The organism is Janthinobacterium aestuarii, assembly GCF_051380835.1.
In the GTDB taxonomy this organism is placed as follows: Bacteria; Pseudomonadota; Gammaproteobacteria; order Burkholderiales; family Burkholderiaceae_D; genus Janthinobacterium; species Janthinobacterium aestuarii.
On sequence record NZ_JBNYXU010000007.1, the window covers coordinates 104177 to 118911 of the forward strand.

Annotated in this window: 15 protein-coding genes; 13 read left to right on the forward strand and 2 right to left on the reverse strand. The window is 64.5% G+C overall.

Features of this window, described 5'->3' with window-relative positions; genetic code table 11:
- Positions 1-39 precede the first annotated feature (39 nt).
- Positions 40-1074, reverse strand: coding sequence for a MerR family transcriptional regulator (locus ACQ4WO_RS19025; RefSeq protein ID WP_436482781.1), 1035 nt, complete (start codon positions 1072-1074; stop codon positions 40-42).
- Positions 1075-1412: 338 nt separating this feature from the next.
- Between ACQ4WO_RS19025 and ACQ4WO_RS19030 the strand changes: the two genes are divergently transcribed.
- The 13 genes from ACQ4WO_RS19030 to ACQ4WO_RS19090 all read left to right on the forward strand — a co-directional run bounded on the left by ACQ4WO_RS19030 (position 1413) and on the right by ACQ4WO_RS19090 (position 13783).
- The gene (locus ACQ4WO_RS19030) at positions 1413-2423 is read left to right on the forward strand and encodes a zinc-binding alcohol dehydrogenase family protein (protein ID WP_072454541.1); all 1011 of its coding nucleotides are present in this window, start codon (positions 1413-1415) and stop codon (positions 2421-2423) included.
- A gap of 1 nt (position 2424) precedes the next feature.
- Positions 2425-3561, forward strand: coding sequence for a mannitol dehydrogenase family protein (locus ACQ4WO_RS19035; RefSeq protein WP_436482782.1), 1137 nt, complete (start codon positions 2425-2427; stop codon positions 3559-3561).
- A 114-nt stretch (positions 3562-3675) separates the two neighbouring features.
- Positions 3676-4593 carry a GntR family transcriptional regulator gene (locus ACQ4WO_RS19040; RefSeq protein WP_436482783.1) on the forward strand — a complete coding sequence of 306 codons (918 nt, stop codon included), beginning with the start codon at positions 3676-3678 and terminating at the stop codon, positions 4591-4593.
- A gap of 25 nt (positions 4594-4618) precedes the next feature.
- Entirely contained in the window at positions 4619-4954 is a 336-nt protein-coding gene (locus tag ACQ4WO_RS19045) for a UxaA family hydrolase (protein ID WP_070303651.1), read from the forward strand.
- Positions 4951-6174: a UxaA family hydrolase gene (locus ACQ4WO_RS19050; RefSeq protein ID WP_128140302.1), complete on the forward strand. Its 1224-nt coding sequence runs from the start codon at positions 4951-4953 to the stop codon at positions 6172-6174. Before ACQ4WO_RS19045 ends, ACQ4WO_RS19050 begins: the two co-directional genes overlap by 4 nt.
- An 11-nt stretch (positions 6175-6185) precedes the next feature.
- Positions 6186-7205: an aldo/keto reductase gene (locus ACQ4WO_RS19055; protein ID WP_436482784.1), complete on the forward strand. Its 1020-nt coding sequence runs from the start codon at positions 6186-6188 to the stop codon at positions 7203-7205.
- Entirely contained in the window at positions 7202-8032 is an 831-nt protein-coding gene (locus ACQ4WO_RS19060) for an amidohydrolase family protein (RefSeq protein WP_436482785.1), read from the forward strand. Before ACQ4WO_RS19055 ends, ACQ4WO_RS19060 begins: the two co-directional genes overlap by 4 nt.
- A gap of 100 nt (positions 8033-8132) precedes the next feature.
- Positions 8133-8462 carry an L-rhamnose mutarotase gene (locus ACQ4WO_RS19065; RefSeq protein ID WP_436482786.1) on the forward strand — a complete coding sequence of 110 codons (330 nt, stop codon included), beginning with the start codon at positions 8133-8135 and terminating at the stop codon, positions 8460-8462.
- Positions 8463-8538: 76 nt separating this feature from the next.
- On the forward strand, positions 8539-9294 hold the full coding sequence (locus ACQ4WO_RS19070; protein ID WP_046685268.1) for an SDR family oxidoreductase: 756 nt from the start codon (positions 8539-8541) through the stop codon (positions 9292-9294).
- A gap of 21 nt (positions 9295-9315) precedes the next feature.
- Positions 9316-10182 carry a fumarylacetoacetate hydrolase family protein gene (locus tag ACQ4WO_RS19075; protein ID WP_436482787.1) on the forward strand — a complete coding sequence of 289 codons (867 nt, stop codon included), beginning with the start codon at positions 9316-9318 and terminating at the stop codon, positions 10180-10182.
- Between the two features lie 54 nt (positions 10183-10236).
- Positions 10237-11775: a sugar ABC transporter ATP-binding protein gene (locus tag ACQ4WO_RS19080; RefSeq protein WP_436482789.1), complete on the forward strand. Its 1539-nt coding sequence runs from the start codon at positions 10237-10239 to the stop codon at positions 11773-11775.
- A 20-nt stretch (positions 11776-11795) separates the two neighbouring features.
- The gene (locus ACQ4WO_RS19085) at positions 11796-12770 is read left to right on the forward strand and encodes an ABC transporter permease (protein ID WP_034759656.1); all 975 of its coding nucleotides are present in this window, start codon (positions 11796-11798) and stop codon (positions 12768-12770) included.
- Between the two features lie 77 nt (positions 12771-12847).
- Positions 12848-13783 carry an ABC transporter substrate-binding protein gene (locus ACQ4WO_RS19090; protein WP_436482954.1) on the forward strand — a complete coding sequence of 312 codons (936 nt, stop codon included), beginning with the start codon at positions 12848-12850 and terminating at the stop codon, positions 13781-13783.
- 15 nt (positions 13784-13798) lie between these two features.
- On the opposite strand, the gene ACQ4WO_RS19095 is transcribed toward ACQ4WO_RS19090, so the two are convergent.
- The gene (locus tag ACQ4WO_RS19095) at positions 13799-14698 is read right to left on the reverse strand and encodes a LysR substrate-binding domain-containing protein (RefSeq protein ID WP_436482790.1); all 900 of its coding nucleotides are present in this window, start codon (positions 14696-14698) and stop codon (positions 13799-13801) included.
- Positions 14699-14735: the final 37 nt, after the last annotated feature.

Consider the following 14735-nt stretch of genomic DNA (forward strand, 5'->3'; position numbering starts at 1 on the left):
ATTCTACATGGCCGCGCCCACGAGATGCCACACCTGAACCTATGCGCCGGGGCGCTCCTGCGCCACGACAGCCATCGCCGCGCCCAGGTATTGCAGCATGGCTGCGTCGACGAAGCTGCCTTCCATCAAGCGCGGTTCCTGCTGGTGCGCCTGGCGGAACTTCAGCTGCGTGGCCGGGTCTGTGCCCGCGTAGGAGCGGAACAGTTCCAGCCACTGCCGCGCCAGTTGCAGCACGGCCGGATCGGTGGGCGGCGTGCGCGCATCGATGGCGGCGCGCACGGCGGCGATCAGGGCCGGCCACTCGCCCGAACGCTTGCCGTAGTTGGCCACCAGATGCGCGTATTCGTGCTCGTCGAGAAAGGGCCGGTACAGCGCCATGCGCGAGGCATTGAAGGCGGCGAGGATGAACTGCATCAGGTCCGCGTCGATGCTGGTCGTCGCCTGCATCGATGGCTCCTGCGCATGCATGTCGTTCAGGCGCGCGAACAGGCCCGGGTGGGCACCCGTGTCGCGCACCAGTTTGACCATCCATTCCGTAGCCAGCGCCTGCGCTGGCGCATCGCCGGGGCCCGCGCCCGCGTCCTTGACGGCGCGCACTCTCATTACCAGTGCTTTCCATTCCTGTTCCACGGCCGCATCGGACAGCAGCGGCAGTTGTTGCAGTTCTTCGTGACTAAAGTATTTGTCGTACATGGTCATCAACTCCATAGTGGTGAGCCACTCGGCCAGTTCCGGCGCCTGCCCCTGCGTCAGTTGCGTTTGCAGGGTGCGCAGGCGTTCACGCAGGGTGGAAGCCTGTGCGATCTGGCGCTCCAGCATGGCGATTTGCCGCGCCACGATGGAGGAGAGCGGCAGCTCCGGGCCGGCGAGGGCGTTGGCGATATCGGCCAGCGACATCCCGAACTTGCGCAGCGCCATGATCCGGTGCAGCCGGTCCATGTCGCCGTGCTGGTACAGGCGGTAGCCAGCTTGCGTGCGCGCCGAAGGCGAGAGCAGGCCGATGCTGTCGTAGTGGTGCAGGGTGCGGATGGTCAAGCCCGTGAGCCTGGCCAGTTCACCGATTTTCAACAGCATCGTCTTCTCCTTGTCTTCAGTGCGTGTCACCACGATGGCGCCTGACGTAACGTCAGGCTCAAGCAGGAATGTAGCAGAGGCCTCGAAAAAACCCGTAAAAGAATCCGTTGACCTTCATTTTTTTGTACGGTATATTTATAAAACCGAACGACGCCTGCAGCATGATTAGCGCGTTCGAGCCACATGGAATGACGGAATAATCGTTGTGCGGCGCAGCAAGACGCGCCATTGACAAGGCTGGAGAGACAATCCGCACAGACGGATTTTTTTCACAGTTGGTTTGTACGTTAAATATAATATGCCAACGGCAAGATCCGGCGGCGAGAGAGACGACCATGATGAAAAGTATCGTTTGCGATACGCCCGGCAGTTTGCGCATGGAACAGCGCCCCGTGCCCGTTCCCGGCGAGGGTGAAGTGCTGCTGCGCATACGCCGCGTCGGCATCTGCGGCACCGACATGCATATCTTCCGCGGCACCCAGCCTTTCCTCAGCTATCCGCGCGTGATGGGCCATGAATTGTCCGGCCATATCGACAGCGCGCCAGCCGGCTCGCGCCTGGCCGTGGGCGACCAGGTCTACGTGATGCCCTACCTGTCATGCGGTACTTGCGTGGCCTGCCGCCAGGGCAAGACCAACTGCTGCACCCGCATCGAAGTGCTGGGCGTGCACCGCGACGGCGGCATGACGGAATACCTGGCGCTGCCCGAGCGCTTCGTCTTCAAGACGGAAGGCATCTCGCTCGACGACGCGGCCATGATCGAATTTCTCGCCATCGGCGCGCACGCCGTCAAGCGCGGCGCGGTCGATGCCGGCAAGCGCGTGCTGGTGGTGGGCGCCGGCCCGATCGGCATGGCCGTGATGCTGTTCGCATCCTTGAAAGGCGCCGACGTGACGGTGCTCGACGGCCGCGCCGACCGTTTGCAGTTCTGCCGCGACGCGCTCGGTATCACCCGCACGGTGCAGCTGGGCGACGGCGACAAGGAGCAGCTGTCGGACGCCACCGGCGGCGAATTCTTCGACGTGGTGTTTGACGCCACCGGCAATATCGCCGCCATGGAGCGGGGCCTGGACTTTGTCGCCCACGGCGGCTCCTATGTGCTGGTGTCCATCGTGCGCGACCGCCTGTCCTTTTCCGACCCGGAATTCCACAAGCGCGAAACGACCCTGCTGGGCAGCCGCAACGCCACCGTCGACGATTTCGAGGAAGTGGTGGCGGCCATGAAGGCGGGGAAAGTCCCCACCGCGCTGCTCAATACCCACCGCACCACGCTCGATGAATTTACGGGCGTGCTCGATCGCTGGATGCAGCCAGAAGCGGGTGTCATCAAGGCCATCGTCGAGGTCTGAGATGAGCGATCTCAACCCCATACTGCAATTTGGCACCAGTCGCTTCCTGCAAGCGCACGCCGACCTGTTCGTCAGCGAAGCGGCGAAGGCAGGCGAGGCGCTGGGCCATATCACCATCGTGCAAACGACCGGCAGCGCGCAGGGCGCGGCGCGGGTGGCCGCGTTTCGCCAGGCCGGCGGCTACCCGGTGCGCATCCGCGGCTGGCAGGACGGCGCGCAAGTCGATGAAGAGCGCCGCGCCGATGCCGTCACGCAGGCGTGGCAGGCCGGCAGCGACTGGCGGCAAGTGCGCGATGCGGCCGTGGCCGCGCGCGTGATCGTTTCGAATACGGGCGACACGGGCTACCAGCTCGATGACGGCGACCACGCCGGCATGCTCGATGGCGCGACCGTTCCCGCCAGCTTTCCCGCCAAGCTGCTGGTGCTGCTGCATGACCGCTTCCTGGCCGGCGCCGCGCCCATCTCGATTTTTCCGTGCGAACTGGTGGCCGACAACGGTCATGTATTGCGCCAGGTGATCGTGACATTGGCGCAGCGGTGGCGCTGCGATGCCGCGTTCATCGGGTATCTGCAAACGGGCTGCCTGTGGATCAATTCCCTCGTCGACCGCATCGTTTCCGAACCGATCGAACCGATAGGCGCGGTGGCCGAACCCTATGCGCTGTGGGCCATCGAGGCACAGGAAGGCATGCTGCTGCCGTGCCGCCATCCGCAGCTGGTGGTGACCGACAGCCTGCGCGAGTATGAGCAGCGCAAGCTGTTCCTGCTTAATATGGGTCACACGTATCTGGCGCAGTTGTGGATGGAACGGGGCAGCCCGGCCGGCATGACGGTGCGCGAGGCGATGGACGATGGCGCCATGCGCGCCGCGCTGGAAGCCCTGTGGCACGAGGAAGTGCTGCCCGTGTTTGCCGCCATGGGCGCGCGGCACGGCGACGCCGCGCTGGCCTATGTGGCGCAGGTCAGGGAACGCTTCGGCAATCCCTTCCTCGCGCACTGCCTGGCCGACATCGCGCAGCACCACGCCGGCAAAATCGCGCGGCGCATGGCGCCCGTGGCGGCGCTGGCGCGGCAGCTGTGTCCCGCCCTGGCGCAGCCTCGCCTGCGCGCCATGCTGGCGCCGGGAGCGCAGCCATGAACGCCCCGCTCAGCACAGTTGTTTCTTTTTTAGCATGCCGATCCAATCCGATATCGACTAAAATGGCCCACTCATCCACTTTCCCTTTCGCTGGCATAGCGCGTTCATTCATCCATGTCCAAACCCGCCACCGTCTTCAAGCGCAGTACCAATCTGCTGTTGCAATTTCTCGCCGAGAATGTCGCAGTGGGCGAGATGCTGCCGACGGAGCAGTTCCTGACCACGATCTGTCAGGGCAGCCGCACGGCCATCCGCAGCGCGATCGCGTATCTGTCGACGCGGCGCCTGATCGCCAGCCCGGCGGACCGGTGCTTGCTGCGCAAACCCATACCGGGCGACTACTTCGATATCTCCGAATTGCAGTCGGGGGCGGAGCGCATCCAGCAAGTGCTGATGGAGCGCGTGTACCAGCGCGACATGCCGCCCGGCGCGGAATTCTCGGAAGCGGAGCTGGCGCGCGAGGCGGGCGCCAGTACCGTCAGCGTGCGCGAATTCCTGATCGGCTTTTCGCGTTTCGGCCTGATCGAAAAGAAGCCGCGCGGCGGCTGGCGCCTGTGCGCGTTCGACCGCTCGTTCGCCACCGAACTGGCGGACATGCGGCGCATGTTCGAGATGGCGGCCGTGGAGCAGTTTGCGCACCTGCCGCATGGAGATCCGGCGTATGCGGAACTGGCACGGCTGATCAAACAGCACGAGAAGCTGGCGGCCAGGATCGACACGCGCCACAATGCGTTTCCGGCGCTGGACCGCGAGTTCCACACCTTCTTGATCGGCCTCTTGAACAACCGCTTCGCGCAGGGCTTCTACGATATCGTCTCGTTCGTATTTCACTATCACTACCAGTGGGACAAGGGCGAGGAAAAGGGCCGCAACAAATACGCGGTGCAGGAACACCTGGCCATCCTGCGTGCGCTGGCCGAGCACGACGTGCCGAAGGCGCTCGAGGCCATGCGCTCGCACCTCGATTCCTCGCGCAGCACCATGCTGTCGTCGATCGGCACGCGGGAAAAACTGAGCCAGCCGGCCGCCTAGCCGTCTTTGCCGGGGAGGGTGCGCCATGAGCCTCGCTTCCCAGCCTAGCAGCCTGCTGCTGATGTCGCCCGAGGATAACTGCCTGATCGCCAGGACAGCCCTGGCCTGCGGCGACGTCGTCGCCATCGACGGCGTGCCCGTCACCCTGGCGCAAAATATCCACATCGGCCACAAGGTGGCGCGCCGCGCGCTGGCCGTGGGCGACAAGGTGCTGCGCTACGGCGCCCTGATCGGCAGCATCACGGCTCCCGTCGCCATCGGCGAGCATATCCACACGCACAACCTGGCAAGCGATTACATTCCCACGTTTACCCTGGGCCAGGACGGCCACCATTTCCTGGACAAGGACGACCAAGCATGAACGCTCCCGTAACGACACCCGCCCTGTCGGGCTACCTGCGCGCCGATGGCCGCAAGGGCATCCGCAATATCGTGGTCGTGGCCTATATGGTCGAATGCGCGCACCATGTGGCGCGCCTGATGGTCAACGCCTTTCCCGGCCAGCCCGTGCACCTGATCGGCTTTACGGGCTGCTTCCCCAATGAATACGCGGACCAGGTGATGCGCCGTTTGCTGACGCACCCGAACGTGGGCGCCGTGCTGCTGGTGTCCCTGGGCTGCGAAGGCTTCAACAAATATGGCCTCTCCAGCGCCGTGGCCGACAGCGACCGCCCCGTGCACACGATCACGATCCAGGAAAATAGCGGCACGCGCCCCAGCGTGAGCAGCGGCGTCGAGTGGATCAGCTGGGCGCTGGAACACCTGGCACAACAGGAGCGCGTGCCGATGGGGATCGATGAACTGGTCGTCGCCACCATCTGCGGCGGCTCCGACAGCACCAGCGGCATCAGCGCCAACCCGGCCGTCGGCGTCGCGTTTGACACCCTGATCGCGGCCGGCAGCCCCTGCATCTTCGAAGAGACGGGCGAACTGGTGGGCTGCGAATACCACATGCAGCGGCGCGCCGTCAGCCCGGACCTGGGCAACGCCATCGTCGAAACCGTGGCCAAGGCCGCGCGCTACTACACCATCATGGGCCACGGCAGCTTCTCGCCGGGGAACGCCGATGGCGGCCTGACCACGCAGGAAGAAAAGTCGCTGGGCGCCTACGCCAAGAGCGGTTCCTCGCCCATCGTCGGCATTCTGAAACCGGGCGACCAGCCGGCCGGAGGCGGCCTGTACCTGCTCGACGTGGTGCCGGACGGCGAACCGCGCTTCGGTTTCCCGAACGTGTCGGACAACGCGGAAATCGTCGAACTCATTTCCTGCGGCGCCCACATCACCTTGTTTACCACGGGCCGCGGCTCGGTGGTCGGCTCGGCGATCTCGCCCGTCATCAAGGTGTGCGCCAATCCGCAAACCTTCGAGCGCCTGGCCGACGACATGGATATCAATGCCGGCAAGATCCTCACGGGCGAAGCCACCCTGGAAGAAGTGGGCGCGGAGATCGTCGCCGCCGTGCTGAACGTCGCCAACGGAGAACTGAGCCGCTCGGAAGACCTGGGCCACCAGGAATTCGTGCTGACCTATAAACAATTCGACGCGGTGGGGCCAGGCTGTTTCCCGCTGCGCGCCGCTTGAGGGCCGAGCCCATGGATGTCACACAATTGCGTACCTTGCCGCGCGGAGGCCTGTCGCTGCCCTGCATCGGCATGGGCTGCGCGCCGATAGGCGGCTTGTACCAGCCCGTCAGCGACGCGCAGGCGCGCGCCACCTTGGATGGCGCCTGGGATGCTGGCGTGCGTTTCTTCGACACGGCGCCGTTCTATGGCTATACCCAGTCCGAACGCCGTCTCGGTGCGGCGCTGCGCGAGCGGCCCCGCCATGAATTTGTGGTCAGCACCAAGGTGGGACGGCTGATGCGGCCCGACGCCTCCGTGCGCCCCGGCGACGACGGCTTTGCCGCGCCGCTGCCGTTCCGTCCCCATTACGACTATACGTATGACGGCGTACTGCGTTCCCACGAGGACAGCCTGCAGCGGCTGGGGCTCGACCGGATAGATATTCTGTTCGTGCACGATATCGGCAAGGCGACGCATGGCGAACACGATCAGCAATACTGGCGCCAGCTGACGACCGGTGGCGGTTTTCGCGCCCTCGATGAACTGCGCGCCAGCGGCCAGGTGAAAGCCGTGGGACTCGGTGTCAACGAGTGCGAGATCGTGCTGCGCGCGATGGCGGAATTCGACCTCGATTGCACCTTGCTGGCCGGCCGCTACACCTTGCTGGAACAAGCCTCGCTGTCGCCATTGCTGGACGCCTGCGTGGAGCGTGGTAACGCCATCGTGATCGGCGGCCCGTTCAACTCGGGCGTGCTGGCCGGGAACGGCAAATTCAACTACGCCGATGCGCCGGCCGCCATACTCAAGCGCGTGGCGCGCCTGGACGCCGTCTGCCGTGAGTTCGGCGTGCCCTTGCAAGCGGCCGCGCTGCAGTTTCCGCTCGCCCATCCTGCCGTCGCTTCCTGCATCCCGGGCGGCCAGGACCTGGCGCAGCTGCGGCAAAACCTGGACTGGTTCGCCACGCCGCTGCCCGACGCCCTGTGGCTGGCGCTGCGGGACGCGGAATTGCTCGATGCGCGCGCGCCGCTGCCTGCGGGAGTGGCCGCATGATGCGCATCGACGCCCACCAGCACTTCTGGCAGCTGGCCGCGCGTGCCGGCAGCTGGCCGCCGCCATCGTTGGCCGCCATCCACCGCGACTTTGCGCCGGCCCACCTGGCGCCGCTGCTGGCCGCGCACGGCATCGCCGGCACGGTGCTGGTGCAGTCGCTGCCGACGGCTGCCGATACCGATTACCTGCTGGCGCTGGCGGCAAAGACCAGCTTTATTCGCGCCGTCGTGGGCTGGACCGATTGGCTGGCGCCTGATGCGCCGGCCAATATCGCCCGCCTGGCGTCCCAGGCGAAGCTCAAAGGCCTGCGCCCCATGCTGCAGGATCTCGACGACGATCAGTGGATTGCCAATCCCGCGCTGGCGCCGGCCCTGGCCGCCATGGTGGAACACGGCTTGCGGCTGGACGCGCTGGTGCTGCCGCGCCACTTGCCCGCGTTGCTGCAATGTGCCCGCGCTTATCCGCAGCTGGCCATCGTGATCGACCATGCGGCCAAGCCGCCGATCGCCGATGCCGGCTTCGGCACCTGGCGTGCAGACATGGCGCTGCTGGCCGCGCTGCCGAACGTGCACTGCAAGCTGTCCGGGCTGGTGACGGAAGCGCGGCCCGGCTGGAACGTGGACGACCTGCGCCCCTATGCCGCCCATGTGCTGGACGTGTTCGGCTCCCGGCGCGTGATCTGGGGCAGCGACTGGCCCGTGGTCGACCTGGCCGGTGGCTATGCGGCGTGGCTGGCCGCCAGCGAGGCGCTGCTGGCACACCTGGGACAAGAAGACAGGGACGATATTTTCGGACGCAATGCGTGCCGGTTTTATGGTCTTGAATGAGGTGGTGGGCGTGTCGGCTTACGCCGTTCCGGCTAAGCCGACCTACGGTTATCGTCAACGGTATTGGGAGGCCGGCGTAAGCCAGCAAAAAGGAGTCGCAATGCAAAGAATGGGCATGGTCATCGGCATCGCGCCGGAGCGCATCGCCGAATACAAAACCCTGCACGCCGCCGTCTGGCCGCAGGTGCTGGCCAGACTGGCAGCCGCGCATGTCGGCAATTACTCGATCTTCCTGCGCGAGCCGGAAAACCTGCTGTTCGGTTACTGGGAGTACCACGGCGAGGATTTTGAGGCCGACATGGCGGCCATCGCCGCCGACCTGGAAACGCAGCGCTGGTGGACCTTTTGCGCCCCGTGCCAGGAGCCGCTGGCTTCGCGTGCCGAGGGCGAGCACTGGGCGCTGATGGAACAGGTATTCCACGTCAGTTAGCAAAAATCCGGGGTCAGACCCGCCGGGTCTGACCCCAGCCGTTAAGGTGTTGGGTTAAAAAATAAAAGGAGACAACATGACCGCCAGACTACAAGGCAAAATCGCCCTGCTCACCGCCGCCGGCCAGGGCATCGGCCGCGCCACGGCTGAAGCGTTCGTGCGCGAAGGCGCCACCGTGATCGCCACCGATATCAACCAGGCCCAGCTCGACGCGCTGAAAGAGGCAACGGGCTGCGCCATCCGCCGGCTCGACGTGACCGATGGCGCGGCGATCACCGCGCTGGCCGACGAGATCGGCCCCGTCGACATCCTGTTCAACTGCGCCGGCTTCGTCGACGGCGGCACCATCCTCGACTGCGACGATGCGGCCTGGGACCGTTCGTTCGACATCAATGCGCGCTCCATGTACCGGCTGATGCGCGCCGTGCTGCCCGGCATGCTGGCCAGGGGCGCTGGCTCCATCGTCAACATGTCGTCCGTGGCGTCGAGCGTGAAGGGCGCGCCGAACCGCTTTATCTACGGCACCTCGAAGGCGGCCGTGGTGGGCATGACGAAATCGGTGGCGGCGGACTTTGTCACGCGCGGCATCCGCTGCAACGCGATCTGCCCCGGCACCATCGAGTCGCCGTCGCTGAAGGAACGCATTGCGGCGCAGGCGGCAGCGACGGGCGTGAGCATCGATGAAGTGCAGGCGGCGTTTGTCGCCCGCCAGCCGATGGGCAGAGTGGGCAGGGCAGAGGAAATCGCCGCCCTGGCCGTCTACCTGGCTTCCGACGAATCCGCCTTTACCACCGGCATGGTCCATGTGATCGATGGCGGTTGGTCCAATTAATTACAACAACGAGAGACACACATGAAACTGATGCGATATGGCGCCAAGGGCGCTGAAAAACCTGCACTGATCGATGCCGATGGCGTCGTGCGCGACCTGTCCGGCGTGCTGTCCGATATCACGGGCGCGACCCTGGGCAAGGATGGCCTGGCGACTTTGGCCGCACTCGATATCGCCAGCCTGCCGGTGGTGGCGAATCCTGGCCGCATCGCGCCGCCTTGGAAGGGCGTGGGCAAGTTCTTGTGCGTGGGGCTGAACTATGCCGACCATGCGGCCGAATCGGGCATGGCTGTGCCGGCTGAACCGGTGCTGTTCATGAAAGCCGCCAGTGCCATCATCGGCGCCAACGATGCCGTGGTGATGCCGCAGGACTCGAAGAAAAGCGACTGGGAAGTGGAACTGGGCGTGGTGATCGGCACCACCGCGCGCTATGTGAGCGAAGCCGATGCGCTGTCGCACGTGGCCGGCTATTGCGTGGTGAACGATTTGTCCGAACGCGAGTACCAATTGGAGCGCGGCGGCCAGTGGGATAAGGGCAAGGGCTGCGACACCTTCGGCCCGATCGGTCCCTGGCTGGTGACGAGCGACGAAGTGACGGATCCGCAAAACCTGGGCCTGTGGCTGGAAGTGAACGGCAAGCGCGTCCAGGATGGCAATACCAGAACCATGGTCTTCGGCGTGGCCAATCTGGTCAGCTACATCAGCCGCTTCATGACCTTGTACCCGGGCGACATCATCAGCACCGGCACGCCGCCGGGCGTGGGCATGGGCCAGAAGCCGTCGGCCGTGTACCTGAAGCCGGGCGACACCATGCGTCTGGGGATCAGCGGCCTCGGTGAACAGAAGCAGACCGTGCATGCCTGGAATCCCGAACTGATCGACAGTTAAACGAGTAGCAGACCGGCGCGCCGCCAAGATGCTCAGACATCGGCGCGCCGGCCTATGGCAGTGGAGTGGAGGAGACACACCATGAATGAATCCGAAGAGATACTGGCCCTGAACAAGGTCAGCAAGCGCTTTCCCGGCGTGCTGGCGTTGGACAACGTCAGTTTCAGCCTGCGCAAGGGCGAGGCGCATGCGCTGTGCGGCGAAAACGGCGCCGGCAAGTCCACCCTGATGAAGGTGATGAGCGGCGTGTACCAGGCCGACGAGGGAGAACTGGTCTACAAGGGCAAGGTGTGCAGTTTTTCCTGCAGCGTGGATGCGGAGGCGGCCGGCATCGCCATCATCCACCAGGAACTGAACCTGATCCCGCACCTGAGCGTGGCGGAGAATATTTTTCTGGCGCGTGAACCGGTGCGCGGCATCTTCATCGACCGCAAGAAGATGCGCTTTGATGCACAGGCGCTGCTGGACCGGTTGAAGCTGCGCATCGACCCGCGCCAGCTGGTGAAAAACCTGTCCTGTGCGCAGCAGCAGATGGTGGAAATCGCCAAGGCGCTGTCGCTCAATACGGAAGTGCTGATCATGGACGAGCCCACGTCGTCGCTGACGGAAAGCGAGACGGGTCAGCTGTTCGACATCATCAATGAACTCAAGCGCAATGGCGTGAGCGTGGTTTACATCTCGCACCGGCTCGAAGAAATGCAGCACATCATCGACAGGGTGACGGTGCTGCGCGACGGCAAGTTCGTCTGCACCGACGATTTTGCCGCCACCAGCCTGGACGCCATCGTGGCGAAGATGGTGGGCCGCACCCTCGATGAAAAATTTCCCGACCGCGTCTCGACGCCGACGGCTGAAGTGCTGCTGCGCGTGACCGATTTGCACCGCAAGGACGTCTTCGGCCCGCTGAGTTTTGACTTGCGGCGCGGCGAGATCCTCGGCTTTTCCGGCCTGATGGGGGCAGGGCGCACGGAAGTGGCGCGCGCCATCTTCGGCGCCGATCCCCTCACCAGCGGCGCGATCCACCTGGGCGACGTGGCGGTGACTATCGACAGTCCCATCGACGCCATCGGCCACGGCATCGCCTACCTGTCGGAAGACCGCAAGAGCCACGGCCTGGCGATCCGCATGTCGGTGGCGGCCAACCTGACCTTGACGAATGTGTCGGGGCTGGCGAACCGTTTCGGCTTCATCGATTTCGCCAGGGAAGAGGCGGTGGCGCAGCAGTACATCGCGGCGCTGGGCATCAAGACGCCGACCTCGAAACAGATCGCGCGCAACCTCTCCGGCGGCAACCAGCAAAAGATCGTCATCAGCAAATGGCTGTACCGCGAATCGAAAATCATCTTCTTCGACGAACCCACGCGCGGCATCGACGTGGGCGCCAAGTTCGCCATCTATCAGCTGCTCGACAAGCTCGCGTCGGAAGGCATCGGCGTGGTGCTGATCACGTCCGAGCTGCCCGAGATCATGGGCATGACGGACCGGGTGGCCGTGTTCCATGAAGGGCGCATCAGCGGCATCGTCAACACGCGCGAGTCGTCGCAGGAAGAGATCATGCATCTCGCATCGGGCCGCCAGGCAGCAATGCATTAACATCAGAAAGCCACAAGAAAATGAACAAAGAACTGATACAAAAATTCGCCGCGCTGGGCAGCCTGTCCTTGCTGTTGCTGGTGTTTTCCCTGACCAGCAACGCCTTTTTCTCCGTCAGCAACGGCATGAGCGTGGCCTTGCAAGTGACGTCGATCGCCTACCTGGGCATCGCCGCCACCTGCGTCATCATCACGGGCGGCATCGACCTCAGTTCCGGCTCCGTGCTGGCGCTGGCTGGCGTGGCCGCCGCGCTGCTGGTCAAGAGCGGCGTGCCCGTGCCCGTCGCCATGCTGGGCGGCGTCGTGGTGGGCGCCATGTGTGGCGCCGTCAACGGCTTTTGCATCACGCAACTGAAGCTGCCTCCTTTTATCGCTACCCTGGGCATGATGCTGATCGCACGCGGCCTGGCGCTGCAGGTGACGGGTGCACGCGCCATTTCCGGCCTGGGCGAGTCGTTCGGCGAACTCGGTAACGGCGTGCTGTGGCGCATCGAGCGGGACACGGGCGGCACCTTTCCCGAAGTCGTGTTTCCCGGTATTCCGTATCCGGTGGTGCTGATGGTGGTGATCGCCGTGGCCGTGTCCATCATGCTCAGCCGCACCACCTTTGGCCGGCATATCTATGCCGTCGGCTCGAATGCGGAGGCGGCGCGCCTGTCGGGTGTGAAGGTGGGCCGCGTGACCCTGCTCGTGTACACCCTGTCCGGCGCCTTGTCGGGCCTGACGGGTTGCGTCCTGATGTCGCGCCTGGTGACGGCGCAGCCGAACGAGGGCGTGATGTACGAACTCGATGCGATCGCCAGCGCCGTGATCGGCGGCGCCTCGCTGATCGGCGGCATCGGCACCATTTCCGGCACCGTCATCGGTTCCTTCGTCATCGGCATCCTGCGCAACGGCTTGAACATGAACGGGGTATCGAGCTTTATCCAGCAAATCATTATCGGACTGGTCATTTTGCTGACCGTCTGGATCGATCAGAAGCGCAACCGCGCCTGAAGCAGCAAGCAGCACGCATGAAGTCAATCTACTAAATCTATAATTACATGAGGACGACAATGAAAACCATCAAAGCCATGTCGCTGGGTCTGTTGACCGCAGCATTTTCCCTGAGCGCCAGCGCCGCCTTCGCCGCGCCGGGCGAGATCGCCGTGATCGTCAAGACGACCAATTCCAACTACTGGCAAAACGTCAAGAAGGGCGCCACGGCCAGCGCGGCAGACGCCAAGGGCTACAGCCTGACCTTCCAGGGACCGGCCTCGGAATCGGCGATCGCCGACCAGGTCAGCATGGTGGAAAACGCCGTCACGCGCAAGGTGGCCGGCATCGTGTTGGCCGCGTCGGACCCGGACGCGCTGGTGCCGGCCCTGAAGAAGGCATGGGAAGCGAAGATTCCCGTCGTGCTGATCGATTCGCTGGTGGCCGACAGCGGCAAGCGCTATTACCAGTCCTTCCTGTCGACCGACAATGAAGCGGCCGGCGAGCAAAGCGCCAAGGCCCTCATTTCGCAGGTCGGCAAGACGGGCAAGATCGCCGTGATGTCGTACGTGGCGGGCGCCGGTTCCGAGACGGGCAGGGTGGGCGGCTTCAAGCGCTATATCGAAAAGAATTCGCAGCTGCAGATCGTCGGCACGTACTACTCGCAGTCGCAAATGGCCACGGCGCTGAACCAGACGACCGACGTGCTGGCCTCGAATCCGGACTTGAAGGGCATCTTCGGTGCCAATGAGCCGACGGCCGTGGGCATGGGCCGCGCCATCGCGCAGGCGGGCAAGGCCGGCAAGGTGATCGCCGTGGGCTTCGATGGCAATGAAGACCTGAAAAACTTCGTCAAGGACGGCACCCTGTATGCGACCGCCGTGCAGGGTTCGTACTCGATGGGCGCGCTGGGCGTGAAAACCCTCGTCAGCCTGATCGAAGGCAAGAAGGTCGCACCGTTCGTCAACACGGGCGTGGTGATCGTTACCAAGGCCAATGTGGAACTGCCGGAAGCGAAGAACGTTTTGTATTGAGTTTCATATTGCGTATCAGCTGATCGTCAGGCGCTGCTTCAATTCATTGAGCAGCGTGCCGGTCTTGGTGGTCAGCTGGCGCGCCAGCGGCCACGCGAGGGAGAGCGGCAAGCCTGGCGTGGCGCAGGCCGGCAGTAATTCGACGATGGCGCCGCTGGCCAGGTGCTCGTGCACCAGCCAGGTCGCCTGCTGCGCGATGCCCAGGCCCGCCAGCACGGCGGCCGTTTGTGCCTCGGCGTCCCCCACCGTCAGGCGCGGACTGACCGTCCGCCGTTCCACCCCATCTTCGCCAGCAAACAGCCACGGCGCCGCCGTGCCGTCGCCGCGGCCGTAGGCGATGCAGTCGTGGCCATCGAGATCCGCGATGGCGAGCGGCGTGCCGCGTCGCGCCAGGTAGGCGGGCGCCGCGCAAAAGATCAGGCGCTCTTCGCCCAAGGGCATCTGCCCCAGCGTTGGCGGCCAGCTGCCCGGTGCGCCGATGCGCACGGCGATATCGATGCGCTCTTCGAACAGGTCGGCAAAGCGGTCGCTGAAGCTGATGGACGGCTGCAGCTGCGGATACTTTTCGCACAGATCAATCAGCGCCGGCATCACGCGCATGCGGCCATACGACGCGGGCACGCCGATGCGCACCTTGCCTGCCAGTTCCCCATCCTGCTCGGCCAGCACGTTTTCCGCCTCGACCAGTTCCTGCAGCACGCGCTTGCAGGTGGCGTAATAGGCATGCCCCGCGCTGCTCAACTGCAAACGCCGCGTGCTGCGCTCGAACAGGAGCACGCCCAGGCGCGCTTCCAGGCGCGCCACGCTCTTGCTCACGGCCGAGCTGCTCAGGTGCAGCCGTGCGGCCGCCCTGGTGAAACTGCCGGCATCGGCGGTGGCAAGAAAAGGCGCGATGCCTTTCAAGTGTTCGGACATGATTGCAGAATATTTTTCACGAATAAGGTGAAATACT